This is a genomic window from Pseudomonas sp. GM78 (assembly GCF_000282475.1).
Classification (GTDB): domain Bacteria; phylum Pseudomonadota; class Gammaproteobacteria; order Pseudomonadales; family Pseudomonadaceae; genus Aquipseudomonas.
This window is the reverse complement of sequence record NZ_AKJF01000198.1, coordinates 61,260-79,187: the sequence shown is the minus strand read 5'-3', so window position 1 is coordinate 79,187 and position 17,928 is coordinate 61,260. Positions and strand designations below refer to the sequence as shown.

The following is a 17,928-nucleotide window of genomic DNA, read 5'->3' as shown; positions in this document are numbered from 1 at the left end:
CCAGCTATGAGTAGCGGACGTATCGTTCAAATCATCGGCGCCGTTATCGACGTGGAATTTCCACGCGACAGCGTACCGAGCATCTACAACGCGCTGACAGTTCAAAGCGCGGCCGCAACCACCCTGGAAGTTCAGCAGCAGCTGGGCGACGGCGTGGTTCGCACCATTGCGATGGGTTCCACCGAGGGCTTGAAGCGCGGTCTGGAAGTGACCGACTCTGGCGCAGCCATCTCCGTACCGGTCGGTAAAGCGACCCTGGGCCGGATCATGGACGTACTGGGCAACCCGATCGACGAAGCTGGCCCAATCGCCACCGACGAGCGTTGGGGTATCCACCGTGCAGCGCCTTCGTTCGCTGAACAGGCAGGCGGCAACGACCTGCTGGAAACCGGCATCAAGGTTATCGACCTGGTTTGCCCGTTCGCCAAGGGTGGTAAAGTTGGTCTGTTCGGTGGTGCCGGTGTAGGCAAAACCGTAAACATGATGGAACTGATCCGTAACATTGCCATCGAGCACAGCGGTTATTCCGTGTTCGCAGGTGTTGGTGAGCGTACTCGTGAGGGTAACGACTTCTACCACGAGATGAAGGATTCCAACGTTCTGGACAAAGTGGCACTGGTTTACGGTCAGATGAACGAGCCGCCGGGTAACCGTCTGCGCGTAGCACTGACCGGCCTGACCATGGCCGAGAAGTTCCGTGACGAAGGTAACGACGTTCTGTTGTTCGTCGACAACATCTATCGTTACACCCTGGCCGGTACTGAAGTATCCGCACTGCTGGGCCGTATGCCTTCGGCAGTAGGTTACCAGCCGACCCTGGCTGAAGAGATGGGCGTTCTGCAAGAACGTATCACTTCGACCAAGGAAGGTTCGATCACCTCGATCCAAGCGGTATACGTACCTGCGGACGACTTGACCGACCCGTCGCCAGCGACCACCTTCGCCCACTTGGACGCCACCGTCGTTCTGTCCCGTGACATCGCTTCCCTGGGTATCTACCCAGCGGTAGACCCACTGGACTCGACTTCGCGCCAGCTGGACCCGAACGTTATCGGCCAGGACCACTACGACACCGCTCGCGGCGTTCAGTACGTTCTGCAGCGTTACAAAGAACTGAAGGACATCATTGCGATCCTGGGTATGGACGAGCTGTCGGAAGCCGACAAGCAGTTGGTAAACCGTGCTCGTAAGATCCAGCGTTTCTTGTCGCAGCCGTTCTTCGTGGCTGAAGTCTTCACCGGTGCATCGGGTAAATACGTTTCCCTGAAAGACACCATTGCTGGCTTCAAAGGCATCCTCAACGGTGACTACGACCACCTGCCAGAACAAGCGTTCTACATGGTTGGCGGCATCGAAGAAGCGATCGAGAAAGCCAAGAAACTGTAATCCCGGCGCCCGGTAACGGGCGCTAATTTAGGTTGAGGCAATCAGATGGCTATGACAGTCCATTGCGATATCGTCAGCGCGGAAGGGGAAATCTTTTCCGGTCTGGTCGAGATGGTGATTGCGCACGGTGCACTGGGTGATCTTGGTATCGCCCTGGGTCACGCGCCGCTGATCACTAATCTGAAGCCAGGTCCGATCCGCCTGGTCAAGCAGGGCGGGGAAGAGGAGGTGTATTACATCTCCGGTGGTTTCCTCGAGGTTCAGCCGAACATGGTCAAGGTTCTTGCCGACACCGTGCAACGTGCTGCCGACCTGGACGAAGCTTCCGCTCAGGAAGCCGTCAAGGCTGCCGAGAAGGCCTTGCATGAGCGGGGCGCGGAATTCGATTACGGTTCCGCTGCCGCACGTCTGGCCGAGGCCGCAGCCCAGCTGCGTACCGTCCAGCAGATCCGCAAGAAGTTCGGCCACTAAGGCAGCGCTTGTTGTGTGATTGATTAAAAAGGGTAGCCTCGGCTACCCTTTTTTCTTTTCCGAAATTCATCACGTTGGTCGCAGCCGCTGACCACCCAGGATTGGTAGCCAGTCATGTCTCTTGAAATCGTTATCCTCGCTGCTGGCCAGGGCACCCGCATGCGTTCGGCCCTGCCGAAAGTCTTGCACCCGATTGCCGGCAATTCGATGCTCGGCCATGTTATCCACAGCGCCCGACAACTTGATCCACAGCGCATTCACGTGGTGATTGGCCATGGTGCCGATGTGGTGCGCGAGCGGCTGGCCGCTGACGATCTCAACTTTGTCCTCCAGGACAAACAACTGGGTACCGGTCATGCCGTGGCCCAGGCTGTTCCCTTCATCAAGGCCGACACCGTGCTGGTGCTTTACGGTGATGTGCCGTTGATTGAAATCGAAACCCTGCAGCGTTTGCTCAAGGTTGTGGTGCCTGGGCAGATGGGGCTGCTCACCGTCGAGCTGGATGACGCAACCGGTTACGGCCGCATTGTTCGCGGCACTGATGGCAAGGTCTCTGCCATCGTCGAGCACAAGGATGCCAACGAAAACCAGCGCGCCATCAAGGAAGGCAACACCGGCATCCTCGCGGTTCCGGCCGATCGCTTGGCCGACTGGACGGGTCGCCTGTCGAACAACAACGCGCAGGGCGAGTACTACCTGACCGACGTGATTGAAATGGCAGTCAGTGACGGTCTGGTGGTAGCCACCGAACAACCCCACGACGCCATGGAAGTGCAGGGCGCCAACGACCGTAAGCAGCTTTCCGATCTTGAGCGTCATTATCAGTTGCGTGCCGGCCGTCGCTTGATGGCCCAAGGCGTGACCCTGCGTGACCCGGCCCGTTTCGATGTTCGGGGTGAGGTCAGTGTGGGTCGCGATGTGCTGATTGATATCAACGTGATCCTCGAAGGCAACGTTGTCATCGAAGACGACGTGGTCATCGGCCCGAACTGCGTGATCAAGGACAGCACCTTGCGTAAAGGCGTGGTGATCAAGGCCAACAGTCATATCGAAGGGGCGATTCTTGGTGAAGGCAGCGATGCCGGTCCGTTCGCGCGCTTGCGTCCTGGCACTGTGCTCGAAGCGCGGGCGCATGTGGGTAACTTCGTCGAGTTGAAAAATGCTCACCTGGGCGAAGGTGCCAAGGCTGGCCACCTGACTTATTTGGGCGATGCCGAAGTGGGCGCGCGCACCAACATCGGTGCCGGCACCATTACGTGCAACTACGATGGCGCGAACAAGTGGAAAACCGTGCTGGGCGACGATGTGTTCATCGGTTCCAACAACTCGTTGGTGGCACCTGTGGATATCTTGGATGGTGCCACCACGGCGGCTGGTTCGACTATTACCTCCACTGTGGATAAAGCGCAGTTGGCAGTAGCCCGTGCGCGACAAAAGAACATCGACGGTTGGAAGCGGCCAGAGAAGCTCAAGAAGAGCTAAGTTATCCACACATCAATGCTTGATAGTAGTTATTCACAGGGTATAGCCTGTCAATAATATTAACCAGCAAGTCTCGCTTGGCTCAGGAGGCTTGCTGTTGATATTTTTATCCACAGGGCTTTTGATCACTCCGCGCTTGACGAAGTTTCACTGATAGGGTTTTATTGCTTTCGTTATCTTTCGAATCGAAACTTACCAAATCATGTCGAAGCGCAACACACCTCAACGACGTCACAACATCCTTGCCATGCTTAACGAGCAGGGCGAAGTGAGTGTGGATGAGTTGGCCAAGCGTTTCGAAACCTCAGAAGTTACGATCCGCAAGGACTTGGCAGCTCTTGAGAGCAACGGTCTGTTGCTGCGTCGTTATGGCGGTGCGATCACCTTGCCTCAAGAACTTGTGGCTGACCTGAGTCAACCGATCTCCAGGTACAAGCAGGCCATCGCCCGCGCAGCCGTCGCGCGGATTCGCGAACATGCACGCATCATCATAGACAGCGGCAGCACGACCGCATCGATGATTCCGGAATTGGGCCAGCAACCGGGCCTGGTGGTGATGACCAACTCCCTGCACGTCGCCAACGCCCTGAGCGAACTTGAACATGAGCCGGTGCTGTTGATGACCGGCGGCACCTGGGACCCGCATTCCGAGTCCTTTCAGGGGCAGGTCGCCGAACAGGTTCTACGCTCCTACGACTTCGATCAATTGTTCATCGGTGCCGATGGTATTGATCTGGTCCGCGGTACAACCACCTTCAACGAATTGCTGGGACTCAGCCGGGTCATGGCCGAAGTCGCCCGCGAAGTGGTCGTGATGGTGGAGGCCGACAAGATCGGCCGCAAGATTCCCAACCTGGAACTGCCCTGGAGCAGCGTCCATACCCTCATTACCGATGATCGCCTGTCGCTCGAAGCGCGGGATCAGATACAAGCCCGCGGTATCACTTTGATTTGCGTGGCTGTCAGTCAGGAGAAATAACATGTGTGGAATTGTCGGCGCAGTTGCAGAACGTAACATCACCGCCATCCTTGTCGAGGGCCTCAAACGCCTGGAATACCGTGGTTACGACAGCGCGGGCGTGGCGGTGTACACCAACGATCAGAAGCTTGAGCGCGCGCGTCGCCCGGGCAAGGTCAGCGAACTTGAGCAGGCCTTGGCCGAAGAACCGCTGGTTGGCCGATTGGGTATTGCCCACACTCGCTGGGCAACTCACGGTGCACCGTGCGAGCGCAACGCGCATCCGCATTTCTCTGGCGATCTGGCCGTGGTGCACAACGGCATCATCGAAAACCATGAAGCCCTGCGTGAACAACTCAAGGCTTTAGGTTACGTCTTCACCTCGGACACTGACACTGAAGTCATCGCCCACCTGCTGAATCACAAACTAAAGGATATCGCTGACCTGGCCGAAGCCCTCAAGGCAACGGTGAAGGAACTGCACGGTGCTTATGGCCTGGCAGTGATCAGCGCGAAGCAACCGGATCGCCTGGTAGCAGCCCGCAGTGGCAGCCCGCTGGTGATCGGCCTGGGCCTGGGTGAGAACTTCCTGGCGTCCGACCAATTGGCGCTGCGTCAGGTGACTGACCGTTTCATGTACCTGGAAGAGGGCGATATCGCTCAAATTCGCCGCGACAGCGTGCAGATCTGGGATGTCAGCGGCAAGCCTGTCGAGCGCGAGACCGTGCAGTATCGCGATGGTGCCGAAGCGGCTGAAAAAGGCGAGTTCCGCCATTTCATGCTCAAGGAAATCCACGAGCAACCATCCGTGGTGCAGCGCACCCTGGAAGGTCGTTTGAGCCCGAACGGCGTGCTGGTACAGGCTTTCGGCCCACAGGCCGCCGAGCTGTTCGCCAAAGTGCGCAACGTGCAGATCGTCGCCTGCGGTACCAGCTATCACGCCGGCATGGTTGCCCGTTACTGGCTCGAAGAGTTGGCCGGTATCCCGTGCCAAGTGGAAGTCGCCAGCGAATTCCGCTACCGCAAGGTCGTGGTACAACCCAACACCCTGTTCGTGACCATCTCCCAGTCCGGCGAAACCGCCGACACCCTGGCTGCGCTGCGCAATGCCAAGGAACTGGGTTTCCTCGCCAGCCTGGCCATCTGCAACGTCGGCATCAGCTCGCTGGTGCGTGAATCCGACCTGACCCTGCTGACCCAGGCCGGTCGTGAAATCGGCGTCGCATCTACCAAAGCGTTCACCACGCAATTGGTCGGTCTGCTGTTGCTGACCCTGTCCCTCGGCCAGGTCCATGGCTCGTTGGCCAATGGCGTTGAAGCCACGCTGGTCGAAGAACTACGCCGCTTGCCAACCCGTCTGGGTGAAGCGCTGGCCATGGACAGCACCGTGGAGAAAATCGCTGAGCTGTTCGCCGAGAAGAATCACACCCTGTTCCTGGGACGCGGCGCGCAATTCCCGGTCGCGATGGAAGGGGCCCTCAAGCTCAAGGAAATTTCCTACATCCACGCCGAAGCCTACCCGGCTGGCGAGTTGAAACATGGTCCGTTGGCGCTTGTGGATAACGACATGCCAGTGGTCACCGTGGCGCCAAACAACGAACTGCTGGAGAAGCTCAAGTCCAACCTCCAGGAAGTCCGCGCCCGGGGTGGCCAGCTGATCGTTTTCGCTGACGAGAAGGCCGGCATGACCAATGGTGAAGGCACGCACGTTGTGCACATGCCGCACATCCACGACATTCTGTCGCCAATCCTCTACACCATCCCGCTGCAGTTGCTGTCGTACTACGTGGCTGTGCTGAAAGGCACCGACGTAGACCAGCCACGCAACCTGGCGAAATCGGTGACTGTGGAATAAGTTATCCACAGCTGATCGAGTTGATGCTTTGGAAAGTATTCAGAGCATTGGCTAAACGAATGGGGGTGACACTTTGGTGTCACCCCCCTTTTTTATAGATAAGCTATTTTGTCGCCGTGGATGCAAACGCTTTAGGATATATGTCGAGGTAGGCATCGTTCAGCTGCGTATCTTGAGAACGCATAAAAGTTCTAAAGTCAGGGACCAGGAAGACCAGTAAAGACAACAGCAGCACCATGACACCCAGAAGCGTGGTAGTCATTGTTACCCCTAAGCAGGCAATCAGGGGGTTCATCGCGAAACTGCCCAAGGGACTGGCCCCCGCAGACAGAAATGAAACGGTGGCAAACATCCGGTTGCGGTAGAGATTTGGCGTCGCCAACAACCTCACAGCTGAAGTTGGGATGTTGATCAACATCAAGCCGACACCGCCGCAGAAAAAGGCGGCAGGTACGATTAAAGACGATGAAACGCTGCCAACCACCACCAGATTGCATCCCAATAATGCAAAGCCGGCAGACACGCAGATGTCGCGGGGGAAATGGTCAGTTAGCCAGCCGATGATTTTGTAGCTACCCGCCAGAATGCCTATCCCGAAGCAAGAATCCAGAAGACCGATGTAAGTGACCGGGAGCTGGATGACATTCTTTACGTAAAGTGGGATCAGAATGGTGAAGAACGGAAACAGGGCAAAGTTGATCAACATTGCAATGATCGCCAGATAAAATTCGACTTTCACTCCATGGATAACTTTGAATCCGGAATAGATCATTCTGAATCCGCTGGCACCCGAGGCTTTTTCGCCTCGATCGGTGGCACCGATGTGATTCGGTATGGTCGCGATCAGTGCTCCGGCAACAAGAATCGAAATAAAATCGGCGGCGAAGGTGAAGGTCGTACCGAATCCGTAAATCAACCCACTGGCCAGTGCCGGCCCGAGCAGAATGGAAAAGGACGACATCACGCTTTTGGAGCGAAAGGCGAGGGAAACTTTATCGTCATTTGCAAACAAAGGAATGATCGACGCCTGGAGAGGGTCGCGCACGCCGACAATCGCACTGCTCATCATCATTAGCGCGCCTACCATCCAGGGGTTAAACGATCCCATAGCGGACAACATCACCATCAAAAGCGCTGTCAGCAAGCTGATCGATGAGGCCAGCTTGATGATCAGGATTTTGTTGTATTTGTCTCCTAGCCATCCCAGCAAGGGTTTGGCTAACACCTCCGTCGCGATGGAAAAAGCGATCATGTTGGCAAAATAGAGCGCAGAGCCTGTTTCCTCCAAGGCCCACCAGGCCACGGCCAACTGATTGCAACGTCCCCCGAGAACCATCAGCAAAAAGCTGAATTGCACTTTTATCAGGTGTCGGTCGGTGCCGGTAAAGCCCCATGTATTACCTGAAAAATGGGCAGACATTGACATTCCTTTTGTACGGATAGGGTGACTGCGTATTCAGGGGGCGTTAAATACACGACTTGTGATGTTTCTGAGTAAATCGCTAGATATCGCTCTATTTCACCTTCAAGACTATAGAGTTATGCCACTAACAATTTAAGCGCCACAAGGTTTTATTTTATATTTACGGATGCGACTTACATAAGTTTTAGGATTTTCTTACAGTAACTGGACTATATAGCCATGACTGTGGAATAAGTAACCCACAGCTGATCGAACCTTAAAAAATCGCAGCCTTTTTAGTTGCGATTTTTTATCTGAATCGAGGACACACCCATGGACCGCTTCCAGGAAATGCAGGTCTTCGCCGCCGTCGCCCAGGACCAGGGCTTTTCGGCGGCGGCTCGGCGTTTGGGTTTGTCTGCCGCCAGCGTCACCCGGGCGGTGGCGGCGCTGGAGAAGCGCATTGGCACGCAGTTGCTCACGCGCACTACGCGCAGTGTGTATCTGAGCGAGGCGGGGCAGCGTTATCTGGAGGACTGTCGGAGAATTCTGGCTGAACTGCAGGAAGCTGAGGATTCAGCGGCAGGCAGCCACGCCCAGCCCCGTGGGCAGCTGACGATCACGGCGCCGGTTTTGTTCGGAGAGTTGTTCGTCACTCCGCTGATGGTGAGCTTTCTCACGCAATTTCCCGACGTGACGATCAATGCGCTGCTTGTGGACCGGGTGGTGAGTGTCGTCGAGGAGGGGGTCGATGTGGCCATCCGCATCGGTGAGCTGCCTGATAGCAACCAGCATGCGATTCGGGTGGGAGAAGTGCGGCGGGTGATCTGTGCATCGCCGCAGTTCCTGGCTATCCATGGTCGACCAAAACATCCGCAAGAGCTGGCTCAGGCGCCGATTATCGCGACGTCCGCCATTGGACAGTTGAAGCACTGGCCCTTCCTCGAGCGTGGCGAGCCACTGAGTGTGCGGGCAGAACCGCGTCTGACGGTGACGGCGAATCAGGCAGCGATCACCGCCGCTGCACTTGGACTGGGCTTCACCCGGGTTCTTTCCTATCAGTCGGCGAGCAAAGTGGCGGCAGGGGAGTTGGAGATCGTTTTGGCGGATTTTGAAATGCCGCCACTGCCGATCCATGTGCTCTATCAAGGCGGGCACAAAGCTGCGGCGCGCGTTCGCAGTTTTGTCGATTTTGTGGTGAAGGCACTGCGCGAACATCCGGCTTTGCAGGACTGATGGTTTGTTTCACTGGGTGAAATAATTGATTGCGTTTGCTGGTTATTCTGTTGTTTTGGTGAGTGGTAGAAGATGGCTGCCATCGGTGCTGATCTCTCCCGATTAGCGCCACTGACCTGCGGAGTCGACCATGCAAGCCATCAAACTCTACAACTTCCCACGTTCCGGCCACGCGCATCGTGTGGAACTGATGCTTTCGCTGCTGCAACTGCCGACCGAGCTGATCTTCGTCGACCTGGCCAAGGGCGAGCATAAAAAGCCGGAGTTTCTGGCCCTCAACGCTTTTGGCCAGGTGCCGGTGCTGGACGATCAAGGTGTTGTGCTGGCGGATTCCAATGCGATCCTGATCTATCTGGCGCAAAAATACGGGAACGGTCGCTGGCTGCCTGCCGATCCGGTCGGTGCCGCTAAAGTGCAGCGCTGGTTGTCGGCCGCTGCCGGGCCAATCGCCTTTGGCCCTGCCCGGGCCAGGCTGATCACAGTTTTCGGTGCGCCATACAATCCTGATGAAGTAATTCCTTACGCCCATAGCGTGCTTAAGGTGATCGATACGGAACTGGCCAACACAGCTTTCCTGGCTGGCAGCGAACCGACCATCGCCGACGTGGCTGCCTACAGCTACATCGCCCATGCACCGGAAGGCAATGTGTCGCTGGATGACTACGCCAACATCCGCGCCTGGCTGGCAAGGGTCGAAGCCTTGCCCGGTTTCATCGGTATGCCGCGCACTGTCGCCGGCCTGCAAAAAACTGCCTGATTTTTTTTCGCCCGACTTTGTCGGGCCCTTCATGCTGTGCCGATGGCGCAGGGGAGAAGCCGCAATGGACCATTCACCGTGGCATGCTGGCGAAAAAGAGTTGCAGGCTCACATCGGTGTCAGTGAGCGAATGGACGTAATCGGGCGCAGGGTGATTCGCGACCAGATGCCTGATCAACACCGCACTTTTTATCAGCAGCTTCCGTTCATGTTGTACGGCGCAGTGGATGCTGACGGTCGCCCTTGGGCCAGCGTGCTTGAAGGTGAACCGGGTTTCGCTCATTCACCCGAACCAGAATTGTTGCAATTCAGCAGCTTGCCGGCTTCCGATGATCCCGCGCAGTTGAGCGCGGGGGCCGCGATCGGGTTGCTGGGCATTGAACTGCATACCCGGCGTCGCAATCGAATCAATGGCCATATCGGTGCAATGTCCGCCAGCGAATTTGCAGTCACGGTGGATCAGTCCTTTGGTAACTGCCCGCAGTACATCCAATTGAGGCAGTTCCGTTCGGTACCCCTGGCGGATCCGGCAACACGTCCCGCGCAGCAATTCAATGAACTGGATGATGCGGCCAAAGGCATGATTGCCGAAGCGGACACCTTCTTTGTCGCGAGTTTCGTGGACGTCGATGGCGTACGGTCGGTGGATGTTTCCCACCGTGGTGGCCAGGCGGGTTTCGTCCAGGTGGAAGGGAATCGCCTGACCATCCCGGACTTTGCCGGCAACCTGTTTTTCAATACCTTGGGCAACCTGCTGATCAATCCAAAGGCTGGTTTGCTGTTTATCGATTTCAATTCCGGTGACCTGCTACACCTCAGCGGACGCACCGAAATTATTCTTGATGGTTCGCAGGTTGAGGCATTTCAAGGCGCCGAACGTTTGTGGATGTTCCACGTGGAACACGTTGTTCGTCGCCCCGCTGCACTCGGTTTGCGTTGGCGCTTTGACGGTGTTTCGCCTACCAGTTTGCTGACCGGGACTTGGGAGCAGGCCAAAGCGCGCTTGCAAGCCAAGACCTTGGGCGATCAATGGCGGCCGCTGCGGGTGGTGCGGATCGAAGCGGAAAGCCAGCACATCCGCTCGATCTATATGGAGCCAGCCGACGGCGCCGGGTTGCCATTGTTTCAGGCCGGTCAGCATTTGCCGCTGCGCTTCAACATTGATGGTGAAACTCACATCCGCACGTACAGCCTGTCGAGTGCACCATCGGATGACTTTTTCCGTATCAGCGTGAAGCGTGATGGGCGGGTGTCTTCGCACCTGCATGAACAGGTTCGCGTCGGTGACCTATTGGAGGCTCGGGCACCTCAGGGGCATTTCACCGTGGCGCCCCATGAGCGCCGGCCGCTGGTGTTGTTGGCCGCTGGCGTGGGTATTACGCCGCTGTTGTCGATGCTGCGTGAGGTGGTCTATCAAGGGTTGCGCACTCGCCACATCCGTCCGACCTGGTTTTTCCAAAGTTCGCGCTCGTTGGCCGATCAGCCGTTTCGTCCAGAAGTGGACAGGTTGCTCGAGCGTGCCGGCGACGCGGTCAGGGTGGTGCGCCTGCTCAGTCAACCTGAGCCGGAGGCTCTGGAAGGCGAGGACTTCGATTTGACCGGGCGAATCGATGTCGCTCGGCTCTCGGAACTGCTTGAGGTGGAGGACTACGATCAGCTGGATTTTGTACTCTGCGGTCCCGGCAGTTTTACCCAGGCGTTGTACGACGCCTTGCGCGAACTGGATATTCGCGACGCGCGGATTCATGCTGAAACCTTCGGTCCCTCGACGCTGCGCCGTCGGCCGGACCCCGACGCCGTAATCATCGAACAACCGCCAGCGGCTACCACCTCGGTGCCGGTGGTGTTCCAGCGCTCAGCCAAGGAGGCTCGCTGGCAACCGGACGGCGGTACTCTATTGGAGCTGGCGGAAAGCCGTGGATTGCACCCGGAATTCAGTTGCCGTGGCGGCTCTTGCGGCACCTGCAAGACCCGGCTGATCAGCGGCCAGGTCAATTATCCCCAGCCGCCCGCGGAGGTACCGGATGAAGGTCAGGTGCTGATTTGTTGCGCAGTACCGGCTCAAGGCGCTCAGCCTTTGGTCCTGGACCTCTGAGGGATCATCGCAGGAGCCATTGCCCATTGGTCGATGGCTGAGTAGGGTAGGAGTCATACGCAAAAGGGCCGAGAAGGGCCCTTTGTGCATTTCAGGGACAGGCGTTTTCTCATGGTTTTTTTCACCCGCGCGATCGTCTCGCTGATGACGCTTGCGCTGCTCAGTGGTTGCGAGCAGCACGATGCCCCGCCACTCGATCAGCAGCTCTATGTCTGGCAACGACAATGGACCCAGGCGCATGACGCTGCGTTGCGAGACAGTCGCGCAGACTTTTCCACCTTGCGGGTGCTGGCATTACAGGCCTTCCCTCAGGCAGGCTGGAGTCGCGCGCGGATTGATCCGGCGCTGCTCAAGCGCGATGGCAGGCCGTTGATTGCGGTGGTTCGCCTGGATGGCCAGCTCCAGTCGCTGCATCAGGACGAGGTCATGGGGCAGATCCAGCAACTGATCAGCGATTGGCAGGGGCAAGGTCTGATCGTCGCCGGGGTGGAGATCGATCACGATGCGGGCAACACTCGGCTTCCCGATTACCGCGAATTTCTGGCGCACCTGCGTTCTGTGCTGCCGACGTCGGTGGCCTTGAGCATCACCGCATTGCCAGCGTGGCTCGACAGTCCAGAGCTGCCGGCCTTGTTATCCACCGTCGATAGCAGCGTGTTGCAGGTGCATGCCGTGAGTGATCCTCGACGCGGTTTGTTCGATCCGTACCTTGCTCGCCAATGGGCAATGGCCTGGAGTCGCATCACGTCGAAACCCTTTTTTCTGGCCCTGCCGGCCTATGGCGTCGCGTTGCTGCCGAGTGTCGGTGGCGCTCCCATCGTGGAAAGCGAAGTAGCGATTGGACGTCATGGCAAGCGCCGGGAGTTGTTGGCTGATCCACTGCAATTGAGCGAGCTGGCTACCCGGTTGCGCGCGAACCCGCCGGCTCATCTGGTCGGTCTGATCTGGTTTCGCCTGCCGTTGGCCAACGACCGTCGAGCCTGGAGCCTGACGACCCTGCGCGCGGTGTCCCGCGGTGAGGTCCTTGAGAGTCAACTGGCACTGAATCTTTCGGAGCACGAAGGTCTCTATGACATCGCTATCACCAATGTGGGCAACCTCGATAATGCCTGGCCCGAGCGCGTGACGGTGGCGGTACAAGGTTGCGAGGGCGCCGATGCGCTGGCCGGTTATACGTTGCAACAAGAGCCGAACCTGCTTACCTTCACCCGCCTGCGCGACGGTCGGATAGCGGCTGGCGGACAGCGCGCCATCGGTTGGGCACGCTGCGCAACCATTGATCAAGGAGCTTCGAATGTTCACCCGTAACTGGCCCCGTCACTTGCTCTGTCTGAGCCTTGGCCTGCCATTGGCGGCCATGGCGTGCGGGCCGGATTTCCCCATGCGGCTGCTGGACAATCGAGGACAATCCCTGGCGGAGTTGCCGGAAGGCAATTTCAGTTTCGAGGTGAGTCGCCTCGGTCACGCGATTGCCGGTCTCAAGCCTGTTACCGCAGCCACCCTTGACCCGGGCGCAGCCTATGGTGAAACCTCCGCTCATGTTGAACAGCGAGATCAGGCCGAGCAGGCTGGTTTGACCCATGAACAGCAGGCGCAGGTGAAACAGTTGCGTGGGCTCGCCGATGCCCGCCAGGTTGAAGCACAGGGCGCGAGCCTGCCCGCCGAGCTCAAGTTGTATCTGGCGGGCGCGGTGGCGTTCAATGCCGGCGACCAAGCGCTGGCCGCCGAATACTTCCGCCAGGTGCTGGCGCTGCCCGCTGATCAACGGGCATTGCGCAGTACCTGGGCTGCCTACTCGCTGGGAAGGGCGTTGTTTGCCATGAGTTCGCAGGCCGATGCGGCTTCCGACCTGCTGGAACAATCGCGCAAAGCCTTCGAGCAAACGCGTCAGCTGAGCATCGACGGCTTCAGCGATCCACTGGAACTGGGCGTCGCCAGTCTCGGTGAAGAAGCCCGCGTGGCCCGGACGGCGGGTGACTGGAACGGCGCCATCGAACTCTATGCCACGCAAAACCTTCAGGGTTCGGCTGTGGGTTACACCTCGTTGAAACTGTTGATGGCCGATCTGGCTTCGATGCCCGAGGATCAACTGGCTGTTCTGCTCAAGGGTAAGCCTGTGCAGCAACTGGTGACCGCCTCCTTGATCAGCCGCCTGGGCTGGTCATTCGGTGATCAACCACCGAATGAGCAAAAACTGATCAAACTGTTGCAGAACGGCACGCGCGGCAGCCTCGACAATGCGGACCGTCTGGCCGCGATGAATTATCAACAGGGCGACTTCAGCAGCGCCAAAGCCTTTCTCGAGCACGCCGGCGAGGGCGGCCTGGCCTGGTGGCTGCGGGCCAAACTGGCGGTGCGCGATGGCGATAAAACGGCGGCTGCTGCGGCGTATGCCAAGGCAGCCAAGGCCTTCCCCCAGAATGAATCCTGGGGCGATCGGAGAACGCCGGACTTCGATTTCGAAACCCTGCTACCCAAATGTCGGGTCGAAGGCGAAAGCGCGATCCTTGCCCTGCAACGCGGGGATTATCTGCAGGCGTTCGACCAGTTGTACCGCAGCCAAGGCATCTATTGGTTCGATGCGGCCACTGTTGCCGAACGCGTACTGACGCTGGATGAGCTCAAGCACTATGTCGACACCCAGGTTCCGGCACCGCCACAACGCAGTCAGCAGGACATGGACAACTACGTACCTCTGCCGGTGGCGGCGAGCTTGCGCAATCTGCTGGGGCGGCGTTTGCTGCGCGAAGGGCACTACGAGCAAGCGCCGGCTTATTTCGATAACGATGGCTTGCGCCACAAAGCCAGGTTGTACGGCCAGCAACGCATGGCGGCCGATTCTGCGTGGTGGCCGACGCGACGTGCCGCGGCACTGTTCAACGCGGCCTGGACCGCGCGGGAGTGGGGGATGGATATCCTCGGCTACGAAATGGCGCCGGACTATGCCACGTTAGGTGGCAACTTCAGCCTTGAGAGCACTGAGCTCAAAGTCGGGCCGCTGGTAGCCGAGGACGAAGTGAAGCGTCAGCAAGCCAGTGCCGCCCAGCCCGATCAGCGCTACCACTATCGTTTCGTTGCGACCGCACTGGCCAGCCGAGCTGCCGACAATCTGCCGCACACCAGCCAGGCGTTTGCCGCCGTGCTGTGTGAAGCGGCCGGCTGGAACAGCAGCCTTGAAGAACAAAGTGCGCTCTACCAGCGATATGTCAAAGAGGGGCCATTCGTGGAGTGGGCGGCGGATTTTGGGCATCAATGCCCATATCCCGACTTTGAGAACGCCGACAAGCGCTATGTCACCCAGGTCACCGACGCTGCTCGCTCGGCCCTGCGACCGTACAAGACGGCTGTGCAGTTGGGGGGCTTTCTGGTGGTCATGGCGGTGGCGCTGGTGCAGGTCAAGCGCCGCCGCAAGGTGCGATAAGGTTCAAGCCTGTTGAACAAAGGTCAGCCGCACGGCGAAACCGATCAGCAGGCTACCGAACAGCCATTGTTGCAGGCGCTGGGCGCCGGGGCTGCGTTGCAGCCAACGACCCAGTGCGGCACCGGTCAAGGCGTAGGTGCTATCGAACAGCAAGCCGACACCGACCAGCACCAGGCCCAGGACCGCAAATTGCGCGAGTACCGGTCCGTTGAGTGGATCGATGAACTGCGGCAGCAATACCGAGCAGAACAGCAAGGCCTTCGGGTTCAGTAGGTTGGTCAATAAACCGCGGCGAATCGCTTCACCCCAGCGTGGTTTTTCGTCCGTTGCACCTGGACCGTTCAGGCTTGGCAGCATCGTCGTTCGCAGGCATTGAATGCCGATCCACAGCAGATAAGCAGCACCAACCAGGCGCACCACGTCAAAGGTCCAGGGCGCCGCCTTGAACAATGCTGCCAACCCCAACGCCGCCAACACCACATGACAACCACGCGCGACCCCCAGTCCAACCGCCGTGGCCAACGCAGCGCCTTTACCCTGGCGGGCACCTGTTTGCAGCAGCAGGATCATGTCCGGGCCGGGTAACAGATAGACCACTGCCAACGCCATGAAAAACAGCCCGAATCCCGCCATGTTGCACCCCTGTTCGTTGTCGATTCAGTAGGGCCAGTCTAGAGCCAGGGAGCAGGGCATGTGCTTGCGTAGTTCGCTTCTAAAGCTGGCTGTTTTGGCATAACCTGCCAACAAATCACAGCTCAGCCAGCAGGATCTGCCAAACGATGAAACTGGATGCCTACGACCGCAAGATTCTCGCCGCGCTGCAACGGGATGGTCGCCTGAGCAATGTGCAGTTGGCTGAAGAAATCGGTCTGTCGGCTTCGCCATGCTTGCGCCGGGTGCGGATGCTTGAAGAGGCCGGGGTGATTCGTGGTTATCAGGCCAATCTGGATCGCGACGAAGTCGGGCTCGGGTTGACCGTGTTCGTCGGGGTGAAAGTCGAGCGCCACAACGATGAGCAGGCTGAATCTTTTCGCCTGGCCGTGACCGCATTGCCGGAGGTGATTTCGGCGTTCCTGGTGTCAGGGGAATCGGATTTTCTGTTGCAAGTGGTGGTACCGGATTTACGTGCCTACGACCGGTTTCTCACTGGGTGTTTGTTGAAGCTGCCAGGTGTGAGCGACATCCGAAGCAACTTTGCGATTCATACGGTGAAGACGCCGGGAGCGTTGCCGCTGGGGCATTTGCCGCTGTAGGCCGGCTATGCCCCGCGAGCAAGCTCACTCCTACATCTGCGTCGCCATCCCCTCCACATTCATCGCCGCCTGGCGCAAGGCTTCGGAACGGGTCGGGTGTGGATGACAGGTCAGGGCAATGTCTTCGGCGGACGCGCTGAACTCCATGGCCACGCAATACTCGCCAATCATTTCACTGACGCTTGGCCCCACGAGATGCACACCGAGGATTTCGTCGGTGCGCTCATCGGCCAGGACCTTGGCGAAGCCTTCGGTTTCGTGATTGATCTTCGCCCGGCTGTTGGCGGTAAACGGAAACTTGCCGACTTTGAATGCGCGACCTTCGGCCTTCAGTTGTTCTTCGGTCTTGCCGACGCTGGCCAGTTCGGGCTTGGTGTAGATCACGTTGGGGATCAGCTCGTAATTGACCTCGCCGGCCTTGCCGACGATCTGTTCGACGCAGGCCATGGCTTCGTCTTCAGCCTTGTGGGCGAGCATCGGGCCGGAGGTGACGTCGCCAATCACCCACACCCCTGCGGCTTCGGTGCGGTGCCCCTTGTTGGCGAGCATGCCGCGTTTATCGGTGGCGAGGCCGACGTTCTCCAACCCCAGACCTTGGGTGTAAGGCCGGCGCCCGATGGCCACCAGCACGTAATCGGCCTCCAGCGATTCGGCGGTACCGCCTGCGGCGGGCTCGACGCTGAGCTGCACACCGGTTGCGGACGTCGTGGCGCTGGTTACTTTTGAACTCAGTTTGAAACTGATGCCTTGTTTGCTCAATGAGCGTTGCAGGGTTTTGCCCGCTTCGCCGTCCACGCCCGGGCAAATCCGATCAAGGAATTCGACTACGGTCACTTGCGCCCCCAAGCGCCGCCAGACGGAACCCAGCTCCAGCCCGATCACCCCGGCACCAATCACCACCAGGTGTTTCGGCACTTCAGTCAACGACAGTGCGCCGGTGGAATCGAGGATGCGTTGGTTATCGATGTCCACGCCGGGCAGGGGAGTGGGTTCGGAACCGGTGGCGATGATGATGTCTTTGCCGGTCAGTTCGGTCTTGCCACCGGTGTTATCCGTCACGGTGACTTTGCCGGGCCCGTCGATGTGGCCCCAACCCTTGATCCAGTCGACCTTGTTTTTACGAAAGAGAAACTCGATGCCTTTGGTCAGCCCGGTCACGCTTTCATCTTTCTGTTTCATCATCTGGGCCAGATTGAGCGTGGGCTTGACCTCGATTCCCAGGTTGGCGAATTCCGTTCCCATGGCTGCATCGTAAAGTTCGGAGGCGTGCAGCAATGCCTTGGACGGCATGCAACCGACGTTCAGGCAGGTACCGCCAAGCGTGGCGCGACCTTCTACGCACGCCGCCTTCAATCCCAGTTGGCCCGCACGGATGGCTGCGTTGTAGCCACCGGGGCCACCACCGAGTATCACGACGTCATAGGTGCTCATGGATGTACTCCTGGATTGAAAGCGGGATCGGGAGGGATAAAAGTAGCCTTCGAATAAAATTACGAACGTAATATGTGCGTTTCGATGCATTTCGGTCAAGGCTTCAGCCTAGCGACAGGTTGGGAATCTTTAGATAGGGCGATTGAGTACGAAAATTTCACCGATATCGTTATATCGTAAC

General features: G+C 58.3%; 14 protein-coding genes. 11 read left to right on the top strand and 3 right to left on the bottom strand.

The window, feature by feature from the left end:
- Positions 1-6 precede the first annotated feature (6 nt).
- The 5 genes from atpD (at position 7) to glmS (ending at position 6,152) form a co-directional block, all read left to right on the top strand.
- The gene (gene atpD / locus PMI35_RS05335; RefSeq protein ID WP_008064593.1) at positions 7-1,386 is read left to right on the top strand and encodes a F0F1 ATP synthase subunit beta; all 1,380 of its coding nucleotides are present in this window, start codon (positions 7-9) and stop codon (positions 1,384-1,386) included.
- Between the two features lie 45 nt (positions 1,387-1,431).
- The gene (locus PMI35_RS05340; RefSeq protein WP_007969909.1) at positions 1,432-1,857 is read left to right on the top strand and encodes a F0F1 ATP synthase subunit epsilon; all 426 of its coding nucleotides are present in this window, start codon (positions 1,432-1,434) and stop codon (positions 1,855-1,857) included.
- Between the two features lie 114 nt (positions 1,858-1,971).
- Positions 1,972-3,339 (top strand): bifunctional UDP-N-acetylglucosamine diphosphorylase/glucosamine-1-phosphate N-acetyltransferase GlmU, encoded by a 1,368-nt coding sequence (glmU, locus tag PMI35_RS05345; protein ID WP_032832021.1) that lies wholly within the window; start codon positions 1,972-1,974, stop codon positions 3,337-3,339.
- A gap of 199 nt (positions 3,340-3,538) precedes the next feature.
- Positions 3,539-4,318: a DeoR family transcriptional regulator gene (locus tag PMI35_RS05350; RefSeq protein WP_177325084.1), complete on the top strand. Its 780-nt coding sequence runs from the start codon at positions 3,539-3,541 to the stop codon at positions 4,316-4,318.
- A 1-nt stretch (position 4,319) separates the two neighbouring features.
- Positions 4,320-6,152 (top strand): glutamine--fructose-6-phosphate transaminase (isomerizing), encoded by a 1,833-nt coding sequence (glmS, locus tag PMI35_RS05355; protein ID WP_008064587.1) that lies wholly within the window; start codon positions 4,320-4,322, stop codon positions 6,150-6,152.
- A gap of 103 nt (positions 6,153-6,255) precedes the next feature.
- Here glmS and PMI35_RS05360 read toward each other — a convergent pair whose 3' ends face one another.
- The gene (locus PMI35_RS05360; RefSeq protein WP_008064585.1) at positions 6,256-7,572 is read right to left on the bottom strand and encodes an MFS transporter; all 1,317 of its coding nucleotides are present in this window, start codon (positions 7,570-7,572) and stop codon (positions 6,256-6,258) included.
- A 315-nt stretch (positions 7,573-7,887) separates the two neighbouring features.
- Here PMI35_RS05360 and PMI35_RS05365 point away from each other — a divergent pair, with 315 nt between their 5' ends.
- The 5 genes from PMI35_RS05365 to PMI35_RS05385 all read left to right on the top strand — a co-directional run bounded on the left by PMI35_RS05365 (position 7,888) and on the right by PMI35_RS05385 (position 15,063).
- Entirely contained in the window at positions 7,888-8,790 is a 903-nt protein-coding gene (locus tag PMI35_RS05365; RefSeq protein ID WP_008064584.1) for a LysR family transcriptional regulator, read from the top strand.
- Between the two features lie 130 nt (positions 8,791-8,920).
- Positions 8,921-9,547, top strand: coding sequence for a glutathione S-transferase family protein (locus PMI35_RS05370; RefSeq protein ID WP_008064582.1), 627 nt, complete (start codon positions 8,921-8,923; stop codon positions 9,545-9,547).
- 64 nt (positions 9,548-9,611) lie between these two features.
- The gene (locus PMI35_RS05375; protein WP_008064580.1) at positions 9,612-11,642 is read left to right on the top strand and encodes a 2Fe-2S iron-sulfur cluster-binding protein; all 2,031 of its coding nucleotides are present in this window, start codon (positions 9,612-9,614) and stop codon (positions 11,640-11,642) included.
- Between the two features lie 111 nt (positions 11,643-11,753).
- The gene (locus PMI35_RS05380) at positions 11,754-12,950 is read left to right on the top strand and encodes a DUF3142 domain-containing protein (RefSeq protein WP_008064577.1); all 1,197 of its coding nucleotides are present in this window, start codon (positions 11,754-11,756) and stop codon (positions 12,948-12,950) included.
- A complete protein-coding gene (locus PMI35_RS05385; protein WP_008064572.1) occupies positions 12,937-15,063 on the top strand; it encodes a hypothetical protein in 2,127 nt (708 codons plus the stop codon). Before PMI35_RS05380 ends, PMI35_RS05385 begins: the two co-directional genes overlap by 14 nt.
- Before the next feature lie 3 nt (positions 15,064-15,066).
- On the opposite strand, the gene PMI35_RS05390 is transcribed toward PMI35_RS05385, so the two are convergent.
- On the bottom strand, positions 15,067-15,696 hold the full coding sequence (locus PMI35_RS05390; protein ID WP_008064570.1) for a LysE family translocator: 630 nt from the start codon (positions 15,694-15,696) through the stop codon (positions 15,067-15,069).
- 146 nt (positions 15,697-15,842) lie between these two features.
- Between PMI35_RS05390 and PMI35_RS05395 the strand changes: the two genes are divergently transcribed.
- Positions 15,843-16,316: an Lrp/AsnC family transcriptional regulator gene (locus PMI35_RS05395; protein WP_008064568.1), complete on the top strand. Its 474-nt coding sequence runs from the start codon at positions 15,843-15,845 to the stop codon at positions 16,314-16,316.
- 30 nt (positions 16,317-16,346) lie between these two features.
- On the opposite strand, the gene lpdA is transcribed toward PMI35_RS05395, so the two are convergent.
- Entirely contained in the window at positions 16,347-17,747 is a 1,401-nt protein-coding gene (lpdA, locus tag PMI35_RS05400; protein ID WP_008064567.1) for a dihydrolipoyl dehydrogenase, read from the bottom strand.
- Positions 17,748-17,928 lie beyond the last annotated feature (181 nt).